The sequence below is a fragment of the Desulfofarcimen acetoxidans DSM 771 genome, assembly GCF_000024205.1.
GTDB classification, from domain to species: domain Bacteria; phylum Bacillota; class Desulfotomaculia; order Desulfotomaculales; family Desulfofarciminaceae; genus Desulfofarcimen; species Desulfofarcimen acetoxidans.
In genome coordinates, this window is the sequence record NC_013216.1 from 4,392,342 (window position 1) to 4,416,134 (window position 23,793).

The window sequence follows — 23,793 nt, forward strand, 5'->3', positions numbered from 1 at the left end:
ATTAATCAAAGAAAAGGAGGTGTTGCTATGCAAAATAAAATGTCACACGGGAAAAGAAAGACCATCTATGGGATGGCCACACAGCTGGGCATATATCAAAAAGGCAATGAGAATGATGATCTGCATGCCATTGTGCACCGGGTAACAAGAAAAGGATCTATTAGTCAGCTAACAGATGAAGAAGCCGATCTGGTTGTTGGCGAACTGGTGAAACTTAAGAGAGAGAACCGGGCGTTAAAAGCTCGAAAAAATCCTGATGAATATAAGCAGAAACACCGGTCCGGTATGATTAACCCAAATCAAGAAAAGGCTGTTTGGTTCTATATGTACCGCCTGGAGGAGTTAGATAGCACACCGTCTCAAAAAACACGGACGGAAAGATTGTGTGCCATTATTGAGAAGTACTTGCATGTATCCGCATACACCGGGGATCCTTTTCGCTTTGTTTCATTCGCGAATGGCAGCATCCTGATTGAGGTTTTGAAAAAGATGGTGCGGCACGAAAAACTTAAAGCTGAAGAAAAGTCAACAAACGGCTAATGGCTGCCTGCCTCGCGAGACAGTATCCTAATGAGGGAGGTTGATATTATTACTAAACAAGAATGGCAAGAAGTCGAGGAGCAATTGCAATCGTTTTATACAACAGTTAAATTGAAATGCGATGAATATAACATTTCTCTGAGATTAGAGAGATTAAACCAATTTAAAAACGTGATATCGGTGTATGTAAATGGTGTCGTCAAAGGCACATGGTTAATGGAAGACTGCGAGGAGAGAAAACGTTTCATGCGACCGGTAAAAAAATCGCTTTATTCTCAGAAACGAAAGGAGGAAATGAAAAAGTTCTCGAAAAAAAAATTAAAAGAATATGGGATAGATCTGGAAGCCACATATACTTGTTATTTACCTTTCTGGAAATCCTTCAAAAAAATGCGAAGCCATTTAACAAAGAATAATAAAACCATTGAACTAGTAAAGGATGATTCAAGGGTGGATGTATAACTACAAGATGCTGTGAGCAAGCCAGGCAGTTATCACTGGTATAAATTGCTATCCAACATGAGAATCTGAGCATATGGAGGTTGAATAGAATTGCAGGTAAGTGAACATGCCAGAGAAAGGTATTGTCAGCGGGTTTTGGGAATACTTCCTGAAAATATACGAGAATATATTAATAGTCGGGCAGATGCGATTGACCGGGAAATATTTGAGATGATCAAGCAGAGTTATTCCCGGAAAGACGGAAGTAAAACCTATTATGTATCTGACTTATGTATTTTGGTAGCGACAAGAAATATCGTGGTTACAATTATCAAAAAGAATTTCATTTCTCATCACTTAAAAAAGAGGTTATTTAACAATAAAAAGAGAGCTTAATATTTATGGAAGGAATTTGATTATAACCACGGAGGTGAAATTTAAAGTGGTGAAAGCCGGAATCAAGAGCAGGTCATACACGGATGAAGAAAAGCACTTGGTGGAGTGTTTAAAAAATAAACTAAAAGAGGCCGGTGTAACGAAGTTCCCCAGGGACTGGCACTTAAAGCAGCTCTCAACAGCTAAATGGATGCTATCCGGTGTTGATTCTCCGTCAGTTGCCGATTGGCTGGTATGCATAGATTGGGCATTTAGCGATGACTACTGGAAGGACAAGATCGACCATTTGGCCAGAATCATGTCTTTGTGGCCCAAGTTTAAACTTCAGCAAGGTGGTGACAGCCATGCAAAACGTGGCAGAGGTCGTAGAACTGCAATCAAAAAAACAGACTATGCAAACGACAACTATGCCAATCGTGGGAACCTGCCCTTTTAGTGAATGTGACGGAAGCGGTCGTATAATATATGATGAAGATGGGATCCGCTATTTCCAAAAGTGTAAGTGTCGGGAGTTAGCCGAGCGACGGCACAAGATAGAAGAACTTTTTAGTATAGCAAAAATTCCCCGCCGATTTGCTAGTAAAACCTTTGAAAATTATATACCAAGAAATGAGGAGCAGGAAAAGGCATTATATCTATCTCGCAGGTATGTCGATAAATTTGAAACACTAAAAAATGAAGGTAAAAATGGCTTATATATAGTTGGTCCCACGGGCACCGGCAAAACTCATTTAGCATATGCCATAATAAGTCAACTAATTCAAACTCATATGGTTTCGGTTGTGTCCTGCATCGTGCCGGAACTCATGGACACACTTAGACCTCAAAACAATAGAAATGAGGCTGAGGAAAGGTTTAGACTGATAAAAAATACTGAACTGGTTCTCCTGGATGACTTGGGGGCTGAAAAAGAAAGTGAGTGGGTTGTGGAAAGACTGCTGGTAATTATAAATGCCAGATACTCAAATATGGTCCCAACTATCATTACATCAAATATACCACTTGATTTACTAAGTGTGGATAAAGACAGGAACCTGATTTTGGACTGGCAGCGTATCGTTTCCCGGATCAGAGAGATGTGTCACCTTGTTTTAGTTGATGGTGATGATTACCGAGTTTGCGTGAGGTAATATTTTAGAAGGCGGGAGGATAGAAAAGTGAAAAATAAGTTGCTAAAGGAGATTCAAAGCTATAAGGAATTGCCGGAACCATACTTGTCAATTGCAAAACATATTGGAGTGGAAAACACTTTAATACTGGCGAGTAAGTTTGGAGGTTCAATGCTCTATCTCCCAGGTCTTACTTCCATTAACCGCCAGATTAGAAATCGCCGTATACAGGAGGAGTTCACGGGGTATAATCTCCGTTCTTTGGCGAGAAAACACCGTATATCCATAAGACGAGCACAACAAATTGTTAAAGGCATAAGACTAAAAACAGAAAATCCCAACAATAGTAAACATGTTCAGTTATCTTTATTCGATTTTGATGCGAAATAAATTTATGAAATTTTTTAATAGAAATGCATATTCATGAAATGATATATTCCGGCAAAAGCCGGTTTTTGTTTTTTAGGCCAAAATAAAGACGAGGAGTGATTTGAAGTGTGGAAACAACTAATTGCACAAGTTAATGGAGTCATGGTGGATGTGGTTAGCGGTTTGGTGGCCCTTGGTGCAGCTGCCACAACATATTATCTTAAAAAAGGGGCGGATAAACTGAAAGCTGAAACCAGCCACATACAAAACAAGGCACAGGCCCAGTTGATGTGGCAGGCTATTGATAGGCTTGAAGATACTGCGGAAAAGGTTGTCACCAAAACGGAACAGACTGCAGCCGGCCAGTTGCGGCAGGCTGTAAAAGACGGTAAGGCTGATCGATCTAAATTGTTAGCCCTGGGTCAAAAAGCTTGCAATGAAATTCTTCAGACGCTGGAGCCCGATATTGTCCAGGTGCTTTCAGCAAATTTAGGTGATCTGCAGGCATATATATTGAGTACTGTTGAGACACAAGTTAAACAGTTGAAAGATGCAAAGGCAAATCTGGCAGGCTAAAATACCTCCCTACCCTACTGTTGCCCGGAAGCGAGGTGTAAAAGTGAATTGGTGGGTAATGCTGCCGACGGCAGCCGGCGTTGTGGTTGGTGTCATTGGATACCTAATGAATCGGTCCATCCTGGAAATGGATGAGAAAATTGATAAAGCAAATATACGGATCGATGAAATAAGTGTCAAACTAGACCAGTCGAATGCGCATTTAGAAAAAGTGGTAAATGATCTGTGGAAGGAATTTTATGATTATAAGGACAAGGCAACTGATGAGTTTGTCAAAAAAACGGACTTTGTTCATGTGACATCCGATATTGGCAAGAAGCTGGATAGAGTCTATGATATTTTGCTGGACTTGAAAGGTAAGGTGCATTGATGAATAAGGATGTATTGGAAAAAAGAAAGCTTATGAGCACAATTGTCGCTAAAGACTTTGCTGATTTAAATGGGTCAGTAATGCGAACTGTTAACACGGTATTTAAATCCCGCTGGTTTAAACTGTCGGACCTGTTACTGGCTTTTCCCGAGCGGCAGGATGAAACAATAGAGACATTAAACTACCTGGAAAAGGCAGGGTATTTGGAAGCCAGGGATATTGAAAGTAAAGTCAAAATGGAGATTCAGTACTCCGAGTTCAACGAGACAGAAGTTATATTAACAGCCAAGGGTATCCGGTTGGTTAAGTATATTGAAACGGATGATGCTGTAGACGTATAAGGGGATGATGGTATGGTCAGGCGCACAAGGAGTAAAATTGACGCCCTGCCGCCTGAATTGAAGGACGCTGTGGAGCAGATGATATTAAACCCCGTTCAGTTTACCTATCAGGATATATCTGAATTTCTGAAAGATAAGGGACATGAAATATCATATGTGGCGGTGTACCGGTACGCCAGGCGGATGAATGCCAATATCCAGATGATAGTTGCTGCACAGGAAAATTTTCAGCGGTTGACAGAGGAAATGGAGAAATACCCCGAGCTTGATTTTGTGGAGGTCATCCAGCGCATCCTGGCGCGGCAATTAGTTGACCGCCTCTCCTCTGCCCCGGATGAGCAGTGGGATGACCTGGAACTGGATAAAACCATTAAGGATGCGGTAGCGCTATCCAGAGCGGCTACTTACAAAAAGCGTATGGATGTGCAGATGCGGGATAAGCAGGAAGCCGGTTTGCAGGAATTCAAGGCACTAATATTTGACGCCATGGCTAAAGAACGTCCGGAGCTATATCACCAGGTTAGCCAGTTCATCAATGAAAAGAAGCGCCAGGGTCTGGTTGATTCCGGGGAGGAGCAGACATGCATTGGTACGTGATCCACTGTTTGACCGGACACGAGGAAGACGTAAGGAGCCGGGTAAAAGAAAAGGATATTGCCAGGGCTGTGGTGCCCAGGCGTCTTATGGTAGAGCGACGGCAAGGAGGGTGGCAGTATGTGGAGCGGGTGGTGTTCCCCGGGTATGTATTTGTGCAAGCACATATGACACCGGCAGCATATTACGCTATGAGAAATCTACCAGGGGTAATCCGAGTATTGGGAACCAGCCGTCCGGTACCGCTCATGGGAAATGAAGTCACCTTGTTTTTAAAGCTCTGCCGTGACGGGGACCCGCTTGGTTTGTCGGAAGTGTTTGTAAAGGGCGGCAGTGTAAAGGTAATTTCCGGACCATTAATGGGCCTAGAGGGACATATTGTCAAACTGGATGCAAGACGATTCCGGGCTAAGGTAAATATCAGCTTGATGGGTGAACCAAGAATTGTTGAACTTGCCGTTAGTGTGATTAAAAAAACCTGATAATCTGACATGTTTGATTCGTCGCATGCCAGGTAAATGGTTTTTATAGTATTGGGGAAACCGGATGAAAAATCCGGGTGGCGAAGCCTGCCCTAAAAAGAGTACAAATCTTTTATTTCAATACCGTTTAAAACCCGTTTAAAACCGTTTAAAAGCGTTTAAAAAATTGAGGTAATATAATTATGTGATCACTGTAAAAATGGCCGCAAAATGCAGCAAGAAGGTTGTTGGTTATGTAGTAGGACCCATGTTCATCCGGTAGGGTGTTTTTTTGTTTTGAATAGTAAACTAATTAGGAGGAATGTTAGGATTGAGAAAAAATGTTGTTTTGGACCCCGGGCATGGCGGCCAGGACCCAGGTGCCATCGGAGTAAATGGTCTTCAGGAGAAAAAAGTTAACTGGGATGTCGCTAATATTGTCAAAGAACAGCTTGCCGGGTATGACTGCGTGGTTCACATCATGCAGCCCAGCTGCACAAACCCCAACAGCACATCAAGCGATGAGCTGCGGCTGCCGGTGAAGTATGCCAATAACATTAAGGCAGACTTCTATTTGTCGGTACACGAAAATGCCGGCGGCGGTACCGGGTTTGAATCCCATGTGTACACGCATCCCAGCGAACTGGCTCTCAAGTATCAGGATGCTATCCATAATGAAGTAGCTGCGTATATGGCAAAGTTCGGATTTCGTGACCGTGGAAAAAGACGCTCCAATTTCTATGTTTTGAGGGAAACAAATATGCCGGCAGTGCTGCTTGAGAATTTGTTTATTGACTCCGCCGCTAATGCTGCTGCACTGCAAAACCCGGAATTTTTGCATGGGCTGGGAAATGCCATTGCCTATGGTATCGTTTTAGCGTTAGGGTTAAAAAAAATATAGCTGCCGTTTCAAAAATCTATTGATAGGTGGTATTTATATGTGATGAAAAAAGGCCGCAAGGCTGATATCGTTTCACTGCTGTATGAGGCCATGGAGGAAAATGAAAAACGTAGGCACGGCCATGAGAAGCAGCAAAACGATGAAGCCAGAATGCTTTTTGAAGAGTATGTAAAACGAGATTCAAGCCCGGCAAGATTGGAACTATGGAAATCTTATCAGGCTGAGGCTCCGCTTATTGGTTCGGACGGGCTGAGGAAAAAGCTCGGGGCCATGGATCTAGAGTATTTTGGCAGGGCTTATCTTCATCATTATTTCACTCGGGAAACTCCTGAATTTCACCGGGAGTTAGACCGGATTTGGCAACAAGGCGTGCTTAAAGGGATACTGCAGCTGACAGAGAAAACGGTGGCCAAGATCCGGCGGTTGCCAGGCTGCCGCCGGGCGGTGGCCGCACCCAGGGGCCACGCCAAGAGTACCAACCTGACCTTTAAGGATACCTTGCACGCCATAGTCTATGAATATAAGCCCTATATACTGATACTGTCAGATTCATCCGATCAGGCGCAGGGATTCTTGTCAGATATCCGGGGGGAATTGGAAGAGAACCTGGCCATCAGGGAAGATTTCGGAGACCTTCAAGGGAAGAAAGCCTGGCGTGAAGATGTACTGATGACCTCCACGGATGTGAAGATTGAGGCCATCGGCAGCGGTAAGAAAATCCGGGGCCGACGCCATAAAAACTGGCGGCCTGGGCTGATTGTATTGGATGATATTGAAAACGATGATAATGTCCGGACGCCGGAACAAAGAAAGAAGCTGGAAAATTGGTTCTTTAAAGCAGTGAGTAAGGCTGGTGACGACTACACTGATATTGTGTACATCGGCACCATTTTGCATTACGACTCCCTTCTTTCCAAGGTGCTTAAGAATCCGGCCTATAAGTCAGTAAAATACCGGGCGATCATCTCCTGGTCCGAACGCAAAGACCTGTGGGAAAAATGGGAAGACATTTATATTGATCTGGACAATGAAAATCGGGAGCAAGATGCCAGGGCATTTTTTGAGGCCACTAAAGATGAAATGCTAAAAGGTACCCGGGTTTTATGGGAAGATAAGCTTTCCTATTATGCTCTTATGGTGATGCGGGTTTCTGAGGGTGAAGCCAGCTTTAACTCTGAGGAACAAAACGAGCCTATTAATCCAGAAGACTGCCTGTTCAACGAAGAGTGGTTCGAATATTATAACGAGGCTGCCATTGATTTCAGGGAAAAACGTTTCCGTTTCTTTGGCTTTGTTGACCCCTCTTTGGGGGGCAAGGGCAAGAAGAAGAAAAGCGACTTTTCCACAATCATTACTTTGGTCAAGGATGGCCAGACCGGTTATATGTATGTGCTTGATGCCGATATCGAAAGACGCCACCCGGACAGGATCATCGAAGACATTATGGAAAAGGAACGCTGGCTGAAGCTGACATTTGGCCGGGGATATTTCCAATTCGGCTGTGAGACAAACCAGTTTCAATGGTTTTTAAAAGAAGAATTGGCCAGGCGCAGCGCTGAAGCCGGTATTTACCTCCCCATCGAGGAGGTAAATCAAACCAGCGATAAATATGGACGAATCCAGACTTTGCAGCCTGATATAAAAAACAGGTACATTAAATTTAACATCCGGCATAAGCGTCTTTTGGAGCAACTCAGGCAATTTCCCATGGCGGCCCATGATGATGGGCCGGATGCCCTGGAAGCATGCCGAACTCTGGCCAGATCTAAACAACAGGTTGACCAGGGCTTGCTGAATGTATTTAAAAAACTTCGGATATATGGGTGAGTTGAATGAAAAAGGCTACATGGCTTAAAAGAGCTGTCGGTGAGATTTCAAAGCTTCGGAACGTTTTTAGTATGTTTACTTCATATTGGGCATTACGGGTTGGTTCATATTTTTCGGCCTACAAGCTTGATTCCAGCCGGGTTGATTATGCCAAGGCCCGGGCGCTGTATGAAAATACGGATGACAAGTATAAGCTGGGTGCCGGGTTCGCCAGGAATATAATCAATACCACGGTGGGCTTTATGGGCGTGCCCAGGTTTCAATCTGTGGACGACACGGCCCAGGATGTATTGGACAACTTTTTTAGCAATAACACTTCACGGATGTTGCATGTGCACCGTAACACTTTGCGGGATGGTGACTGGTTTGTCTGGCTCACCAGGGAGGAAAACCAGGAACAAACCCTCTATCCGGAACAGAAGGTCAGGCTGGTTTTTAATATGCTACCACCGGAACAGGTGGTACAGGTCATCAGGGACCCGCTGAATAATAATCTGGTTAGAGAATACGTCATTCAGGCGGCCCATGATTGGCTTGATGATCAGGATAACGCCAAAAGATCGCTGGTGTCACAAAGAATTTCAGCTACCAAAAGAATAATCCAAATAACCGGTGATATTCCACAGGACCAGGCAGCCTATATGGAAGAAGATAATCCATGGGGATTTATACCTATCGTCCACTTTAAGAACGAAGGCGACGATACCAGAGAATTTGGCCAGAGCGACCTTGAGCCAATTGAGCCGTTTTTTAAAGCTTACCATGATGTTTTGCTGCACGCGCTGCAGGGCAGCAAAATGCATAGTACGCCGCGCTTAAAATTTAAGCTTAAGGATATTGCCGGTTTTTTACGCAACAATTTCGGTGTTACAGATCCCTATGCTTTTGCCAGCCAGGGAGGCACCATAAGCTTGGATGGTCATGAATTCTTTTTATTCAGTGAGGATGAAGACGCCGAATTTATTGAGGTTAAAAGTGCCATTGGAGATGCCACGCAGCTTTTACAATTCCTGTTTTACTGCATTGTTGATGCGTCGGAAACACCGGAATTTGCTTTTGGTGTGCATACTCCCAGTTCACTGAGTTCTGTTAAGGAACAAATGCCTATTCTGGTCAGGAAGATTGCCCGTAAACGTGAGCAGTTTACCGAGAGTTGGCAGCGGTTGGCCCGTATGGTGCTGGCCATGACGGCCATGGCCGGAAATAAAAAAGCCGGCAGTTATGCCACTGTGCTGGAGTGGGATGAGGTTAATCCCAGGGATGAAAAAGAAGTGGCCGAAGTTCTGGATAAAGTGACCACAGCCCTGAAGACCGCTATGGAAGCAGAAATCATCAGCGAAGAAGCCGCTGTGGAATTTTTAAAACAGTATATCAACACCATGAATAATTACATTAACGATGATCCGGAAATACCTGGAGAACGTGAGAAGCTTATGAGAACCAAACTGCAAAAGATGCGGTTGGAGGACTCCCAGTTCCTGGACGAACAAAAGGCTAAGATTGATAAGGAATTGGCCGGGGGTAATCAATAATGGCTGATGAAATAACCCAAACTAAGGATGCCGCCGGCGCATATGTCAGGTTCGCCCTGGAGGCCAGGAAAAAGTTTATTGCTATTCGGGAGCGCCAGGACCCACAGATACGCAGCCTATATATAAGGCTGGCAGATAGAGTGGCAGCCAGTGTTTCGGATAGGCTTACTCCTTTAAAGCAAGTACACTTAAAGCAAGTAGAGCAAGCTCTGCGGGAGGAAGCTGATAAGTTCCGTGACGGGTTAAGTGGTATATTAAAGCAGGATATAAAAGACGCAGTTGAAGCTGGCTCCGGTATGTCCTCCGGACTTACTTTTAAGCTTTTGGAAGATGCCGGGATAAAAATTGATGATAATATTAGGGCGTCTTTTTTTCATGTCAACAAACGGGCTGTTGAGGCTATGTGGCATCACAATGTAAAAGGATTGAAGCTATCTGACCGCATATGGCAGAAAGGTGAAAAAGCCAGAGAGGATATCCAAGCCATACTTGAGGAGGCTGTAGCCACCGGCCAGAGTGCTGTTGATACGGCCAAACTGCTGAAAAAGTACGTGCGTAAGGGTGCCCGCACTCTTGCCATTGATTACCCACAAATGATGGCCAGGATGGAAGGCAGAATTCCTAATGATATGTGCTATGAGGCATTGCGATTGGCCAGGACAGAAACCAGCAAAGCATATTGGAATGGCACTATCGAATCAGCCCGGGCTTCGCCAAGCTACCAAGGAATGAAATGGATTTTAAGCCGCTCTCATTCTTTGAATGATATCTGTAATGCCTACGCCGACCATGATGAGGGCCTGGGCCGGGGGGTGTACGCCCCAGGAAATGAACCCAGCTATCCGCACCCAAACTGTATTTGCACTATCGTGGCTGTGCATGAGCAACCGGAGGAGTTTGTTGCCAGGCTTAAACGGTGGCGGAATAATCCTAGCATTGATCCAAAATTGGAAAAGTGGTATAGTGAAACTTATAAAGTTGAATTAAAGTTGAATAACTCTCAACAGGAAAATTGGCATGATAAGGTTAAGAATAGAATTGTACAAGGGGTAAAAAGCGATCTGGATGTTATTGACGTTGGCAGCATGATTAGCTCAGAGATTGAGGTAAGATTGGCTGAATATCGAAAGATTGATAAAGATTTACGTGATAAGGTGCTTAATCTTGAAGCAAAGCTAAAACGTGCAATGCGTGCCAAAGAGAAATGGTCACATATTGAGAACGAATTAATAGCTGCCGAAGAAGCATATTATAAGCAAAAAGAAAAGATGAAATTAAGAAATCTGGTAACCGAAGTATTAGGTGAGGTTAGGCCACTTGGCAATACAGGCAATCAGATGTGGGCAAAAGGAAGTAATAAGATGGCCAGAGAGGCTATAGCTGAAATAAGTAGGCATTTACCCTCTGATTGGCATAAAATGTCCAATGCTACAGAGTTATTGGCTAAAAAGGTTAGGCGCGGTTATCATAGAAGGGCCATTGGAAAACCAGGTGACAGTTGGTATAAGCCGACTGAGATAGCGTTGAGAGGTAATAGTGTAGCTGAAATGGAGCAGGTTGCTCTACATGAGATGGGACATAGGATGGAGACTGTTGTGCAGAGCATTCTTACTATGGAGCAACAGTTTTATGAGCGGCGCACAGCCGGATATTTATTGGAAAAATTGAAAGACCTAACAGCTTTAAATTATGGGCCTGACGAGGTTGCCAGAAGAGATAAATTTACTAACCCCTATATGGGCAAGGACTATAAGGGTAAAGCTTACGAGATATTATCAATGGGCCTTGAAGGTGTTTTTTTTGAAGCAAATAATCTTTGGTCGGACAAGGAGTATGTCAACTTTATCTTGGGGGTGATGGCAGCAATATGATATTTACTATTACCGGCATACCTAAAAATGTGCCTGATGCAGGCAGGGTGAGTATTGTATGGAATAATGGTGAAATAACTGGTGATGAATTTGCTGTTGTGCTATTACGCATAGGAGCATCCATAAGAGAGAAATACCACATTCCAGTGGATGCAACTCCCACCGGTCCATCTTATTACCGGGATTTATTGAAAAATCCAATAGCACTTAAGTTATTGGCCTATGAATTATTTAATGATTTAGAGTTTTCTGGTGATGAAATACTTTTTGAGGACGATGATGAGGATTTGCCGGAAGGAACTATTTATTAATTTTAAATAATAACAATCGTATGTTTTAAAAGCTGTTTAAACAGTGAGTAAGAGCCTTTTAAAGGGCTTTTATTTTTTTGTCAATTTTACAGGGGGGTGAATTTGTGCATGCATATTGGTTACCCCGGCCAGTGGGAGAAATGGCCGGCAATGATGATGCTGTGGTTTATCTCCAAGCCGGTATTTCCGGTGAAATAAAACCGGAGGACGTACCGCTGGCATCTGGGGTGGATTTGACAACCCTTAAAAATGATGACGAAGATCCGCTGGAAGTAGTGGTTGAGGTTCCAACCGGCAGATCTAAACGTGGTTGGAACTACAAACCGGAAGCTATACAAGCAATTGTTAAGCATGTTCAGGAAAAAACATTATCAGGTTTCTTGGGGCACCAGAAACCTGAAGACGTGGACAGCGAATTTAAGCCACCGGTAACCCACTGGGTGGGTGCAATTTGGAAGGATGGCAAGGGATATTTTCGTGGCGTAGTAGATGCTGCAGCCAATGACCTAAAACGTTGGATCAGGTCAAAACGTGTGAACCAGGTTTCTATTTTCGGGGTCCCGAAGCTTGTGAAGGTCGCCGGGGAAACGCAAGTAGTTGATTATTTGCCCATGTCCATTGATTGGACACCCCTGGACAGGGCCGGGATGCCCACCCGCATTGTGGCTGTTGGAGAAATGGATCAAATTATTGGAGGTGGAGAAACCTTGAATTTTCAGGAACTGATTGCGATGTTGAAAAAAATGCTGCATGGCCGGGAGATTACCATGGGGCAGTTGGCCGGCGAAATGGGCTGGACAGTCTCTTCTCTGGCTGGTGAATTGGATGCAAAATGGCTACAGTATATTAAAAATAACGAGGAATTGCTGGAAAAGGTCCGGGAGGCCCTGGGAATCACCGGTGAGATGGATATATTAGCACGGGCTAAGGAAGCTTATGCATCCCTGGAGGAGAAGAAAAAAGCCAGTCAAGCTGAATTGATTGACCAGGTTGTAAAGGAAAAAGTCAGCGGAGAAATTGCTCAGTCTTTGGTTAGAAGAATACTAACTGTGCCGGAAGATGCTACTAAAGAACAGGTGGCCGGAGAAATTGACAAAGCATTGAATGATCCGGCGTTAAAAGATGCTATTAGCAAGCTGCGTACTGATCGTCCTGCTTATACCGGCAGCGTGCAAAGTACAAAAGATTCCGGCGGCATGCTGGTAACCAGGAAGGTGAATATATGAGTTCTGTGGTCAGGTTTAATCCCCAATCCCAATCCTTTGTGAGTAATGGTACTGTCGGGAAATTTGAAAACCGCCCCGTCAGCCGCCAGGGCATAGTCAAAAACTTGCCGGCGCAGCAGCCGGGGCCGCAGGTGCTATCAGCCGGCAAGCCGGTTTCACAGCCGGTGGTGCAAGTTATAAGCTAAGGAGGTAAGAATCGTGGGTAGAAAAGTTAGTGGGGGTAAATCCGTGAAGATAAGTGTGCCGGTAAGCACGGTCATTATGCAGGGTAATTTCTATTTATTGGACGGTTTCTTTGGTTTGGCTGTACAGTCTATGGAAACTGATGCAGACGGCCAGGTAATTAGTTTTAAAGGTGCCACTGTTCCGGCTGGTATGGTGCCGGCGGAAGTGATTCTGGATATTGAGACTGCGGAATATGAAACCAATCAGATTACTGAGGCAGATGCCTTTGCTATGGGTGACAAGATTTATTGGTTAAATACCGGTCTTTTAACCACAGCACCTAATAACGACGCCAGCGGAAACCCGCAAAACCGGCCCGTGGGTCGGGTGACCCAGGCAAAGGATGCTAATAATGTCATTTGGTTTAAGCTTGGGCCGCAGGTCCTGGCCCATTAATGGAGGTGGAATGCTTTGAGGATTATAAGCAGTGATATTCTAAAGAATGAACGCCGCAAGCAGACCGTTGAGGTGGATGTACCGTATATTTCCCCCAGCGGTGAAATAAGGACGGTCAAAAAGAAGATTGTTAACGGTGAGATGGAAGTCTTTGGACTGACCAGGCCCATGGGTGAAATGCTCACCACCCCTACCGGTTTGGAAAACATTATACAGAAATCTGTTATTGACCTGGAGTTGGGCCGTGAGAGTATTCCCCTGCTCTACTCCCCTATTTACCGTAAGGTTGAGGATGCAAATTTTACTCAGTTTGTTGATGTGGCACCTTTCACAGGTGTCCGGGTGGTTTTTTTGGAGCATATGGAACTTGAAGAAGTCAAGTTTGGTACCCGCAAAATCGGTACCAAGGATACGGTACCCATCATTACGCATGCTACCGGCCTGCAGTGGACCGAGGATATGGTGCTATACGATAAAACTTGGGAAATGGCCGAAGCCAACCGGGCTTTCGGTGAGGCATATAATGCACTCTTGAACCATATTCACCTATATCCTGTTATTGAATTTGCTTATGCCGCTAAGAACAAAACCGCAGCGGATACTACGGGTAGTACACTGTTGGAGAATTACCGCAACACCATAAAGGCCGGGTTGATTCATGCATCCCAGGACAAGAATACAGACACAGGAAGTCCGCGACGACCCAATATCCTGCTGGCTCATTCCAGCCGGCGGTGGGATATTGAGGAGTGCCTGCAGCGTATGCAGATTGGTGGGACAATTTATCCAGCCATTAGCCAAATTGATACACTCATATTCTATGATGGCTGGAGTACGGTGGTTGGAGGAAAAACCCACGAATATGCCGGGGTTAGTACAACTAAGGCATACCTTATTGAGGGGCAAAAGTATTTCCGGGAATTAGTTAAGCATGACCTGCGTGTCGATGCTTCCGGTGCTGATATAACGCGGTTAGTGGAAAACGCCATGGTGGGCAGGGCTCGCCGTGGTGTAATTGCCTCCCCCGCCAATGCCGTAGAAGAACTAACTTTACCGGCTTAAGACTATAGAAAGGCGGTGCTGATAATGACGCCTACCCCGGAACTGCTAACCAGGCTTAGAAAATATTTGAATGAGACTATTCCTGCCGGAGGTACAGACACCGACACCAGGTTTCTAAACTCGGAACTTGAGGAGCTACTAACCGAAGCCGACAATGTTTATCAGGCAGCCAGCAAGGGTTGGATTATTAAAGCCAGCCTGCTGCAAGGTGATATCGAGAGCTACAGCGTGGGTCAAGAAAAGTATGATTTGACATCATTGAAAGATCAACTGTCCCATGCTGTAACCATGGCAAGCCAATATGCTTCTCTGGGCACAGCGACAGCCGGCGGCAAGGTTTTGTCCGGCGCTATTCTGAAACTGAGTAAACCGGAGGTCATCTAATGGACCTGGTGACGGTAAGGCGCAAAAATACTATTTGGTCAATCAATCAGAATCCTGTAACCATCATCATCAACCGGACGGAAAAGGTCGAAGCGAATGGATATTTTAATGATATCCCATCTCAGGTAGGTTCTCTTGTCGTCCGGATTTTTCAGGTTAATGGAAATGGAAATAGGATTGAATCACATTTGGTAGGCACTAAGGAGCTTGTTCATGATTGGGCTTTGCTGGCAGATTGGCAGGCGGATCTGCGGGCAGGCTCCCATGTCCGGGATGAATTTGAAGTCCCGGACATGGGCTTTTTTGTTATCAAGTCGGTATATCCGCAAAGGGTCCAGGGGCAGGTGGTCGGGTACCAGGCAGAACTGGAGATGGTTATTTAAAGGTCAATTAAAAGAGAGTTGATTCCTATGGGGTTTGGTGATAAAGCAATCGAACATACCGAACGTAAAATAGTCGGCCTCTATGCCCTGCTGCAAAGTTTCACGGGGCTACTTGAAAGTTATGCCAAGGAACACGCTTCCTGGGTTGATCGTACCGGCCATGCACGTCAGGGCATCCACGCTGGGGTTGAAGATCATGGAGAAGAAATTGTCTTATATCTTGCCCATGGCAAGGAATATGGCTCATATCTTGAAACGGGTACCGGAATCCATGGTCCGCAAGGGAAACCTTATAAAATTGTTCCCAAAGATAAAAAAGCTTTGTTTTGGACCGGTGCTCCTCACCCAGTTAATGAGGTCCTTCATCCAGGGATGAAAGCTCATCCGATCATAGCCCCTGCTATAGATGTTCATATACCTCGCATCCGGAAAAATATACTGGATTACTGGGAGGACTAAACAATGCGGGCAGCAATCAGGCAGCAACTAATCAATAAAATATCCAAAATCCAGGAGCGTGTGTATGAGCCGCATGCGGCTAATGCTAAAACGCCAAAACCTTATCTGGTTATACGCCAGGGGGCGGAAGTTGAAGACACTCCATGGACTAACTTCCGGCGAATTATGGAGGTTTGGCCTTACCTCTCCCGCACATCATTCCAGGGTGTTGATGGGATGGTGTCTCTGGTGGTGGCTGCTTTAGATAAACAATTGCTAACCACAGAGAACGGTGAGGTTTTTTCCTGTGTATATCTTGGTAATGCCGGTGCTGATTTTGTTGATGATGGATGGGACGCTATCACCAGGGGCCTGCGATTTGCTGTCATGGCTCTGCAGCCGGTGTCCGTGGCCGAGGCAGAAAACGATCCCTGGCTGGAGACCTTGGCGATCTGGACAGAGGCTTTGCTGGGTGAAGCATGGACTGTTTACCGTAGCCGGTGGCCGCTGGGATATAAAAGGCCTGCGATTTTATGGAGGATAGCCGGTATTCAAGAGCCGGGGGAAAGTCTCGGTGCTGTAGCGCTAAAAGTGCGCAAGACTCTGGCAGGGCATGTATTAGGGACAAATTCCGGCCAAGAAATTAACGCGGTCGTTTCTATAGTGCAGGAAATGACCAAGGCTGTCAAAATACCGCTGGATCTCACCACCAGGCAGTATATGACTGTGGATGATGTTAAGGGGGACTGCCAGAGTGATCCCCTGGCTAGAGGGCAAATAACCCTAACTCTGTCCAGAATAGTCAGAAGGCCAATTCGGGAAGCGCCAATTCTCAAGGAATTGCTTGGCACAGGGAATATTCAATAGGAGGTATGAAAATGTTCGAATCCAAGGAAGAAATAATTTCAGCGGAAAAAGTACAACCACAAGAAGATAAGTACCCGCGTGATGAATTGATGGCTAATGCCATGACCATCTTTGGAGTCATGCCGGAAGTGGTTGCCGGTGCTTTGCACGGAAATGCAGCTGAAGAGTTAACTGTTGCTGAGGTTCAGGATGCTATTAATAATTTTTTAATAAGGAGTGTGAGGTAATATGGCGGGTGGCGCGTGGAGTTTGACAGAGGCCAAGGTAAGGCCAGGATTTTACGTTAATTTTGAGGCGGCAGCGCTGGCCTCTATCACTCCGGGTGCACGGGGAATTCTAGCCATGCCGGTAAAGGCGAACTGGGGTCCAAAGAAACAAGTTGTTGAGATTACCAGTGAAAAAGAGCTTATAGACACCTATGGTACTGCTGTGGCAGTGAATCTTACGGCCTATACCTGCGTCCGGCTTGCTCTGCTGGGAGGGTGCAATACAGTCTTGGGATACCGCCTGGTGGACGGTAGCGAGGCAAAGGGTATTATTACGCTCAAAGATACAACTGTGACTCCTGTAGATGTCATCGACTTGATTACTAGGTATGAGTCAGACTGGGCATTTAAGGTAACGGTGCGGGCCAATCCCGTTGATGCTAACAAGCAGGATATTGTCCTATACAAAAGCACCCAAATTTTATATACCTTTACTTTCACCAAGGGAGCCAGCGGCGTGGATAATGCCATTGCAGCCATAAACAATGACTCCGGCAACAAGTGGATTGATGCTGTAAAGAAAGCAGCAGGCAACGGGACTTTGGCAGCAATAGTTAGTCAACCTCTCACTGGCGGCAGTGCCGGAGTGGCCACTATAACAAATACTCATTATATTGATGCCCTGACGGCTTTTGAGGCCAGACAATTCAATGCCTTTGTCCTTGACGGGACTACAGACGCTTCTCTTCAAACGTCAGTAAAAGCATGGGTGGAGCGCCTGCGCGGAGAAGGCAAAAAGACAGTATGTTGTATGGGCGGAAAGGCAGCAGATGACGCTGATATTGCAACTGCCAACACCAGATCAGCGGGCTTTAATTATGAGGGCGTGCTAAACGTGGGCACCAGTGCCAATCTTGACGGGACCAATCTTTCCAGCGCGCAGGTGGCTTGCTGGGTGGCTGGTAAGGCTTGCGGCCAGCAAATGATGGAAAGCTTAACATACGCCGATTCTCCGTTTGATGATGTTATTCCCCGGCTGACGAACAACCAGATTATTTCAGCGATACAGTCCGGGACCATTGTGCTGGTGCATGACGGGGAAAAAGTGAAAATTGAGAAGGGTATCAATACCTTGACCAGCCTGCGTACCGGTCAAAACAACCAGTGGAAGAAAGTGAAAGCAATCCGGATCATGGATGCCATTGACACAGATTTACAGAAGGCCGGACGTAATGACTATATTGGCAAGGTAATTAATGATGAGGATGGTAAGGTCGCGGTTATAGTTGCCATAAAGAAATATTTCGAAACGCTAAACAAGGGCCGGCTTATCAAGAATGACTTTGATGTATACGTTGACCCCGACCTGCAGTCTTTGGCCGGCGCAGACCAATTTTACTTCAAGTGGTACTGCTACATTGTTGACAACATGGAGCAGATCTTTGGCACCGGCATTATCATGAGTAATTAAGGGGGTGAAGCTTAAATGGCGGCTTTGGATAGTTTTCGCACCATAAATGGCTCTTATGGTGCAGTATATGAAAACGGCGAGTGGCTGACTAACTTTAATAAAATGTCGGCCAAGGTGGAAATCCAAAAGCAAGAATTAAAACTTTCAGGGGACAGATGGGTTCGCCACAAGGTAACTGGCTTAAAGGGTACAGGGACTATTTCTGGTTTTAAGGTAACCAGCCGGATGACTACTCTTAATCAGGCGGTTACTCTGGACAACCGGGCGGTAACGACCCGTACCGAGTTAATCAGCAAGACTGATGACCCTGAGGCGTTCGGATTTGAGCGAGTCCGGCTTAAAAATGTCATTTTTGACTTGTTGCAGCTTGTGGAGTGGGAGGCTGGCAATGTTTGCCCGGAAGAACTGGCTTTCACTTTTGAAGAGTGGGAACCGCTGGACCCAATTGCTAATGTATTTGAGAATAGGGGGTAAAAACTGATGGATTTTGATCAACTAACTGAAGAGCAGATTCTCCAGAGAATGCTTGATGCTGAAGATGTGCCGGAAAAAGTATACCCGCTGAATAGGCTAGGTATTCCGGTTAAACTACGGGGTTTGAAGGGACAGAAGGTATTTGCCCTGCGTGAGGAATGTACTTTCCGGTCGGAAAAGCGTGGCAGGATTCAGGAGAGACTGGATGATGAGGCGTTCCAGTGTAAATTAATTACTGTGGCTACTATATCACCTAAATGGGATCACCCGAAACTGCTGGAGAAATACCGGGCCAGCAGTGCGGAAGGTGTGCTTAAGAAGATGCTGCTGGCAGGTGAACTGGCGGCTTTGGGTGACGCGGTTCTGGATCTTTCCGGATTCGGAATTGAACTGGAAGAAGTAAAAAACTAATAAAGCGTGGAGGGTTGGCCTACCTGCTGCATTTTATGTTCCAAAGGCAGGGGCTGACCCCCGGCCAGTTCTGGCAAAAGCCCCGCGGGGAGCAAATCTTTCTTATTGAGTCCACGAAACTGGCTATCGAAGAAGAAAACCGGCGCAGAAAGGAGGGGCAGCAAGATGGCTGAGCAAGAGTATTACCGATTAAACCTGGTGGTGGAAATGCAGGACCGAATGAGGTCAGCTCTGGGTAGAACAAGGGGAACTGTAGAAAAGTTTGGGCAGAGCCTGCAGCGCACCCGCCAATCAGCCCAGTCTCTGAATCAGGCAAAAATTGAGCCGATGATGCGGGTAAGGGACAATCTGACTAGCCAGGTCCTTAAAGCTGATTCGCTGATTAAGAGGCTGAGCCTAGAGACGGCTGCCCCTGTTATTTCTGCACAGGACAAGGTATCTTCCGTAGTTAGCCGCATGAATACGGCACTCAATGCTTTAGATAAGGGTAAGTTTGAGGCAGTGGCCAGTATGAAGGGGCCTCTGATTGACGAGATTGTTAAGGCAAAGGCGTCCCTAGCCGCCCTGAACGGTGTGCGGGCCGGACCTGTTGCAGAACTTCGTGGTGAGCTTTTCGGGCAGCTTACTAGGGCTATGAGTGAGGCCAGGAAGCTGGATAACTTTGCGGCCGAGCCGAAGGTTACGCTGATGGATATGGTTACTTGGAAAGCCAGGCAGGTAGGCAGTACCCTCCGGAATATGACGTCCAGAGCCTGGACGGTTACGATACAGGCAAAAGATGAGGTAAGTAAGGTTGTAAATCGTATAACTGGTACTCTGAGTAGCCCTCTTGGTATGGTTGGTTTAGGTGCGGCAACCCTGGGTCCGGGTATACTGGCTGCAAATTCACTCAGTAAAGCCATTAGCTTTGAGGCGCAAATGTCAAGCATTAAAGCACTATCTGGATTGTCAGCTAAAGAAATGGCGGAAATGCAAACTCTAGCTATGAAAATGGGTGCCGATACAAAATATAACGCACTGGAGGCAGCCCAGGGTATTGAGGAGCTTTTAAAATCAGGTTTAACCCCGGCTGCAGTAAGGGCCGGTGGTTTGGAGGCTGCGCTTAATCTCGCCACTGCCGGAGAACTGGGGCTGGCGGATGCAGCTGAAATTATGTCTACAGCTCTCAATGCTTTCAAAGACGATGCAATAAAGCCTGCTGAGGCAGCAAACATATTGGCAGGTACGGCAAATAGGTCTGCCACAACAGTAGCAGAACTGCGCTATTCGCTGGCTGCGGTTTCTTCTGTTGCTGCAGGAATAGGTATGATATTTAGGGACACGAATAGCGCGCTGGGCCTATTTGCGCTAAACGGCTTAAAAGGATCGGATGCCGGGACATCTTTAAAAACTATGCTCTCGAATCTACAGCCGAGGACTAAGGAACAGATAGAACTATTTAGAAAGCTTGGCATGTTGACCGCAGATGGTGCAAATCAGTTTTTTACCGCCGAAGGAAAGCTAAAATCTTTAGATAGTATTGCGGGCACTTTGCGCAACTCTATGAAGGATTTGACGGATCAGCAGCGCATGGCATATTTGGAAACTATGTTTGGCTCAGATGCTATTAGAGCAGCCAATATCCTCTATAAAGAGGGTGCTGATGGAGTCAAAAAGTTCAATGAGGAAATGAGTAAAGTAACTGCTCTTGATGTAGCTAAAGAGAAGATGAACAATGCTGCGGGAGCGATCGAACAGTTTCAAGGCGCTATTGAAACCTTACAAATATCTGCAATGCTACCGTTTTTGCCTACAATTAAGAGACTTGCAGAAGGCGCAGCTGAATTTTCCGAAAAGATGATGCCTAAAATTACCAAGGCGACGGATAATGCTGCTAAAAAGGTTGAAGGCTTTATTAATCGTCTCTCTGAGGATAAGGCATTCCAGAAAATGAATTGGGGCGACAAGATTGTTTACGTGCTTGACCAGATGATGGCGGGTATGGATGAGTGGGTTTCTGGTGACGGCGGTAAGCAGGCTGAAAAGGTATTTACCAAGCTTGCCGAGATTGCAATGAGAGCGTGGATAACTGCCCTGGGCGGAATGGCGAAAGGTTCTGTGGATGCGCTTTTGCATGGTAATGTTACCGGAGCTGCCGGTCTTGCTATGGGTGCCAGTCTACTTGGCGGGGGCATGGTATTACGCACCGGCCTGGGTACTGGCAAGGCCGCTTATAAGGGAGTTAAATTGGCAGTCGGGAAAATTAATGCAAGAAGAGCAACAGGTGCAATGGAGTCAGTAGCGGCGACCGAAGGCAGAGTTGCTGCAATTGGAACAATAACTGGCAAGTCGGCTACAGCAACCGAAAATTTATTCAATGCAAGTGTTCCTGCGCATGTGCCTGCGGGATATAAGCCTGCAGGCAAGCGATTCTGGGATAATATCGATCTGACTAGGGTTGAGAGCCGGGATAAGGTAGTATCTCTGCAAAACACCGGAAGGTTGCGACAATACAATGAGTTAGAGAAAGTTTTTAGCAAACTACCCGGGCCTGGGACTGGTATTTTAAGCAAGATTAAGGAATCGGGACAGAGAGCGCTGCAAGGCGTTGGGGCTGTCAAGGAAACGCTGACGGCAGGGATGGGCGATATTCGAGGTCGCTTTGGCCTGCCACGTCTGGGAGATAATAAGGCGGCGATAAGTACGACGGAGGCTGTTATTTCTTCTAATGCTGCTGCGAAGGCTGCCCCTGCTGCAGTTGAGACAGCATCGGCCATGGCGAAGGCTGGTAAGGTATTTTCCGGGATTGGCAAAATGGCTAGCAAAGCCGCCTTACCCCTTACCCTAGCTGTAGAAGCATATGGTATATCCAAAGCAGATGACAAGGTAAAAGCTACTGCCCAGGCTGGCGGGGGGATGGCCGGCGCCTGGGCTGGTGGCGCTACTGGGGCAAAGATAGGGGCTGCCATTGGAACTGTCATTGCCCCCGGCATAGGGACGGCAATAGGTGGAGCACTTGGCGGCATTGTTGGCGGCATAGGCGGCTATGCTGTAGGAAAATGGGCCGGTGGTAAGACAGTTGATGCCGCAAGACCGGCACCTGCTGCAGCCAGTACCGGAGTGTCTACAGGACAGGGCATGAATACTGGCGCATATCTGGAAAGTCAGGTTTATCAGCCGTTCGCAGACATTGTTAACCGGGCAGACTCTTGGGGCCGTAATTTGATGATTAATTTTGCCAACGGCAGGGACAGTGCCGGGATGAGTATGTCTGGTTGGTTAGATAGTCAGGTTTACAGTCCATTTGCAGGTATTGTGGACCGGGCAACATCCTGGGGTGCAACGCTGATGAATAACTTCGCTGTCGGTATGCAGTCTGTAAAGATTGCCCAGCCAACTATTCCAACGCCAAGCATCGCAGCGGCACCTGTAACCGCACATGCTGCCGGGGGCATTCTCATGCGACCTCACTTAGGATTGGTAGCAGAGGCTGGGCCAGAAGCAATTATTCCGCTATCACCTGCAAGGAGAGGCCCTGCGCTGCAGTTATGGCGTCAGGCTGGAGAATATTTAGGGGTTAGCGCTCATGCGGATGGCGGATTTTTCGGGAGTATGAAAAATATTGCAATAGGTTCCTGGGGCAAGGTAAAAAGTTTCTTTAGTAACGACAGCGTACAAGGTGTTGGTAATAATGCAGAATATGCGGCTGTGGGTCTTGAGTCCACAAGAAGTGGGTATGAAAAATCTGTTCATAAAATTCACAAGAACTATGAGAAAAAAATAGCTAAAACCAGCACGATAGAAGATGCGGAAAGGGTCCGCAGAATAGCTCATGAGGCAAAAAACCTATCCATAAGGTTTAGCACAATAACTAAAACTTTATCTAGGGTAGCCGTACCTTTAGCTTTATTCGCTTCCGCAGCTGAAGTAGTTGGGTCAAGCGATAAAAAGCAAACACTAATAAAAGAGCTAGGCTCTACATTGGGCTCTATAGCAGGTGGAGCATTAGCCGGGGCAGCAGGTGGAGCACTTGTTGGGGCCGGACTCTTAACTCCTGTGACAGCACTTGTTGGTGCCGCAGTAGGTGCGGGATTGGGGGCGTTTGCTGGTCAGGCAGCTGCAAATAATATGTATGGTCGTTTTACAAAACATGCTGCCGGGGGCATTCTCACGCGACCTCATTTAGGATTGGTAGCAGAGGATGGGCCAGAAGCAATTATTCCGCTGTCACCTGCAAGGAGAGGCCCTGCGCTGCAGTTATGGCGTCAGGCTGGAGAATATTTAGGGGTTAGCGCTCATGCGGATGGCGGATTTTTCGGTGCCGTAAAGAGATTTATCAGCAATGACCATGTGCAAAGTGCCGGTAATTATGCACAGAACACTGCACTTGTAGGTAGGGCTAATGGCTTCGACGGATTTGCAGGGATTACACCGGTACCCGCCCCTATAGATTATTCTGCTCCCCCCCCTTCTGCTGTTAACGCAAAAGGGGATATTAATATAACGGTTAACGACATTACTGTAAACTTAACAACAAATGATTTAGACGAAGAAGCAGTTGCCTTGAAAATAGGTTGGCGCGTTCTGAACGAAGTTAAAAAAGCATATGAAAACAAGGCATAGAGGTGATGC

Annotated in this window: 30 protein-coding genes; all 30 read left to right on the forward strand. The window is 46.2% G+C overall.

Features of this window, described 5'->3' with window-relative positions:
• Positions 1 to 27 precede the first annotated feature (27 nt).
• The 30 genes from DTOX_RS20345 to DTOX_RS21815 all read left to right on the forward strand — a co-directional run bounded on the left by DTOX_RS20345 (position 28) and on the right by DTOX_RS21815 (position 23,784).
• A complete protein-coding gene (locus tag DTOX_RS20345) occupies positions 28 to 540 on the forward strand; it encodes a phage protein GemA/Gp16 family protein (protein ID WP_015759554.1) in 513 nt (170 codons plus the stop codon).
• Positions 541 to 570: 30 nt separating this feature from the next.
• Entirely contained in the window at positions 571 to 1,002 is a 432-nt protein-coding gene (locus DTOX_RS20350; RefSeq protein WP_015759555.1) for a hypothetical protein, read from the forward strand.
• A gap of 90 nt (positions 1,003 to 1,092) precedes the next feature.
• A complete protein-coding gene (locus DTOX_RS20355) occupies positions 1,093 to 1,377 on the forward strand; it encodes a hypothetical protein (RefSeq protein ID WP_015759556.1) in 285 nt (94 codons plus the stop codon).
• Between the two features lie 46 nt (positions 1,378 to 1,423).
• Positions 1,424 to 1,813, forward strand: coding sequence for a hypothetical protein (locus DTOX_RS23320; RefSeq protein WP_157863030.1), 390 nt, complete (start codon positions 1,424 to 1,426; stop codon positions 1,811 to 1,813).
• Positions 1,722 to 2,507: an ATP-binding protein gene (locus DTOX_RS20360; protein WP_015759557.1), complete on the forward strand. Its 786-nt coding sequence runs from the start codon at positions 1,722 to 1,724 to the stop codon at positions 2,505 to 2,507. The genes DTOX_RS23320 and DTOX_RS20360 overlap by 92 nt, the downstream gene beginning before the upstream one ends.
• 27 nt (positions 2,508 to 2,534) lie before the next feature.
• Complete coding sequence (locus tag DTOX_RS20365) at positions 2,535 to 2,876, forward strand: Mor transcription activator family protein (RefSeq protein WP_015759558.1); 342 nt, start codon at positions 2,535 to 2,537, stop codon at positions 2,874 to 2,876.
• A gap of 105 nt (positions 2,877 to 2,981) precedes the next feature.
• Positions 2,982 to 3,431 (forward strand): hypothetical protein, encoded by a 450-nt coding sequence (locus DTOX_RS20370; protein WP_015759559.1) that lies wholly within the window; start codon positions 2,982 to 2,984, stop codon positions 3,429 to 3,431.
• Between the two features lie 43 nt (positions 3,432 to 3,474).
• Entirely contained in the window at positions 3,475 to 3,801 is a 327-nt protein-coding gene (locus tag DTOX_RS20375; RefSeq protein WP_015759560.1) for a hypothetical protein, read from the forward strand.
• A complete protein-coding gene (locus tag DTOX_RS20380) occupies positions 3,801 to 4,142 on the forward strand; it encodes a hypothetical protein (RefSeq protein WP_015759561.1) in 342 nt (113 codons plus the stop codon). The genes DTOX_RS20375 and DTOX_RS20380 overlap by 1 nt, the downstream gene beginning before the upstream one ends.
• A 12-nt stretch (positions 4,143 to 4,154) precedes the next feature.
• Positions 4,155 to 4,739 (forward strand): phage protein Gp27 family protein, encoded by a 585-nt coding sequence (locus DTOX_RS20385; protein ID WP_015759562.1) that lies wholly within the window; start codon positions 4,155 to 4,157, stop codon positions 4,737 to 4,739.
• On the forward strand, positions 4,724 to 5,218 hold the full coding sequence (loaP, locus tag DTOX_RS20390; RefSeq protein WP_015759563.1) for an antiterminator LoaP: 495 nt from the start codon (positions 4,724 to 4,726) through the stop codon (positions 5,216 to 5,218). Before DTOX_RS20385 ends, loaP begins: the two co-directional genes overlap by 16 nt.
• Positions 5,219 to 5,519: 301 nt before the next feature.
• The gene (locus tag DTOX_RS20395; protein ID WP_042316336.1) at positions 5,520 to 6,098 is read left to right on the forward strand and encodes an N-acetylmuramoyl-L-alanine amidase; all 579 of its coding nucleotides are present in this window, start codon (positions 5,520 to 5,522) and stop codon (positions 6,096 to 6,098) included.
• 42 nt (positions 6,099 to 6,140) lie between these two features.
• Positions 6,141 to 7,925 carry a phage terminase large subunit gene (terL, locus tag DTOX_RS20400; RefSeq protein ID WP_015759565.1) on the forward strand — a complete coding sequence of 595 codons (1,785 nt, stop codon included), beginning with the start codon at positions 6,141 to 6,143 and terminating at the stop codon, positions 7,923 to 7,925.
• A gap of 5 nt (positions 7,926 to 7,930) precedes the next feature.
• Complete coding sequence (locus tag DTOX_RS20405) at positions 7,931 to 9,457, forward strand: phage portal protein (protein WP_015759566.1); 1,527 nt, start codon at positions 7,931 to 7,933, stop codon at positions 9,455 to 9,457.
• Entirely contained in the window at positions 9,457 to 11,328 is a 1,872-nt protein-coding gene (locus DTOX_RS21810) for a structural protein (RefSeq protein WP_015759567.1), read from the forward strand. The genes DTOX_RS20405 and DTOX_RS21810 overlap by 1 nt, the downstream gene beginning before the upstream one ends.
• Positions 11,325 to 11,639 carry a hypothetical protein gene (locus DTOX_RS20415; protein WP_015759568.1) on the forward strand — a complete coding sequence of 105 codons (315 nt, stop codon included), beginning with the start codon at positions 11,325 to 11,327 and terminating at the stop codon, positions 11,637 to 11,639. The genes DTOX_RS21810 and DTOX_RS20415 overlap by 4 nt, the downstream gene beginning before the upstream one ends.
• A gap of 104 nt (positions 11,640 to 11,743) precedes the next feature.
• Positions 11,744 to 12,865 carry a hypothetical protein gene (locus DTOX_RS20420; protein WP_015759569.1) on the forward strand — a complete coding sequence of 374 codons (1,122 nt, stop codon included), beginning with the start codon at positions 11,744 to 11,746 and terminating at the stop codon, positions 12,863 to 12,865.
• On the forward strand, positions 12,862 to 13,050 hold the full coding sequence (locus DTOX_RS20425; RefSeq protein ID WP_015759570.1) for a hypothetical protein: 189 nt from the start codon (positions 12,862 to 12,864) through the stop codon (positions 13,048 to 13,050). The genes DTOX_RS20420 and DTOX_RS20425 overlap by 4 nt, the downstream gene beginning before the upstream one ends.
• Before the next feature lie 13 nt (positions 13,051 to 13,063).
• On the forward strand, positions 13,064 to 13,486 hold the full coding sequence (locus DTOX_RS20430) for a DUF2190 family protein (protein WP_015759571.1): 423 nt from the start codon (positions 13,064 to 13,066) through the stop codon (positions 13,484 to 13,486).
• Between the two features lie 15 nt (positions 13,487 to 13,501).
• Positions 13,502 to 14,548 carry a hypothetical protein gene (locus DTOX_RS20435; protein ID WP_015759572.1) on the forward strand — a complete coding sequence of 349 codons (1,047 nt, stop codon included), beginning with the start codon at positions 13,502 to 13,504 and terminating at the stop codon, positions 14,546 to 14,548.
• A gap of 24 nt (positions 14,549 to 14,572) precedes the next feature.
• A complete protein-coding gene (locus DTOX_RS20440; RefSeq protein WP_015759573.1) occupies positions 14,573 to 14,932 on the forward strand; it encodes a hypothetical protein in 360 nt (119 codons plus the stop codon).
• Positions 14,932 to 15,315, forward strand: coding sequence for a hypothetical protein (locus tag DTOX_RS20445; RefSeq protein WP_015759574.1), 384 nt, complete (start codon positions 14,932 to 14,934; stop codon positions 15,313 to 15,315). The genes DTOX_RS20440 and DTOX_RS20445 overlap by 1 nt, the downstream gene beginning before the upstream one ends.
• A 27-nt stretch (positions 15,316 to 15,342) precedes the next feature.
• Entirely contained in the window at positions 15,343 to 15,774 is a 432-nt protein-coding gene (locus tag DTOX_RS20450; RefSeq protein ID WP_015759575.1) for a hypothetical protein, read from the forward strand.
• 3 nt (positions 15,775 to 15,777) lie between these two features.
• Entirely contained in the window at positions 15,778 to 16,620 is an 843-nt protein-coding gene (locus DTOX_RS20455; RefSeq protein ID WP_015759576.1) for a hypothetical protein, read from the forward strand.
• Between the two features lie 11 nt (positions 16,621 to 16,631).
• On the forward strand, positions 16,632 to 16,847 hold the full coding sequence (locus DTOX_RS20460; RefSeq protein ID WP_015759577.1) for a YqzN/YkzM domain-containing protein: 216 nt from the start codon (positions 16,632 to 16,634) through the stop codon (positions 16,845 to 16,847).
• Position 16,848: 1 nt separating this feature from the next.
• Entirely contained in the window at positions 16,849 to 18,297 is a 1,449-nt protein-coding gene (locus DTOX_RS20465) for a phage tail sheath family protein (RefSeq protein ID WP_015759578.1), read from the forward strand.
• A 15-nt stretch (positions 18,298 to 18,312) separates the two neighbouring features.
• Positions 18,313 to 18,771, forward strand: a complete 459-nt coding sequence (locus DTOX_RS20470) for a phage tail tube protein (protein ID WP_015759579.1) — start codon at positions 18,313 to 18,315, stop codon at positions 18,769 to 18,771.
• 6 nt (positions 18,772 to 18,777) lie between these two features.
• Positions 18,778 to 19,182: a phage tail assembly chaperone gene (locus DTOX_RS20475; RefSeq protein WP_015759580.1), complete on the forward strand. Its 405-nt coding sequence runs from the start codon at positions 18,778 to 18,780 to the stop codon at positions 19,180 to 19,182.
• Positions 19,183 to 19,196: 14 nt separating this feature from the next.
• On the forward strand, positions 19,197 to 19,355 hold the full coding sequence (locus tag DTOX_RS23325) for a hypothetical protein (RefSeq protein ID WP_015759581.1): 159 nt from the start codon (positions 19,197 to 19,199) through the stop codon (positions 19,353 to 19,355).
• Entirely contained in the window at positions 19,348 to 23,784 is a 4,437-nt protein-coding gene (locus DTOX_RS21815) for a phage tail tape measure protein (RefSeq protein WP_015759582.1), read from the forward strand. The genes DTOX_RS23325 and DTOX_RS21815 overlap by 8 nt, the downstream gene beginning before the upstream one ends.
• Positions 23,785 to 23,793 lie beyond the last annotated feature (9 nt).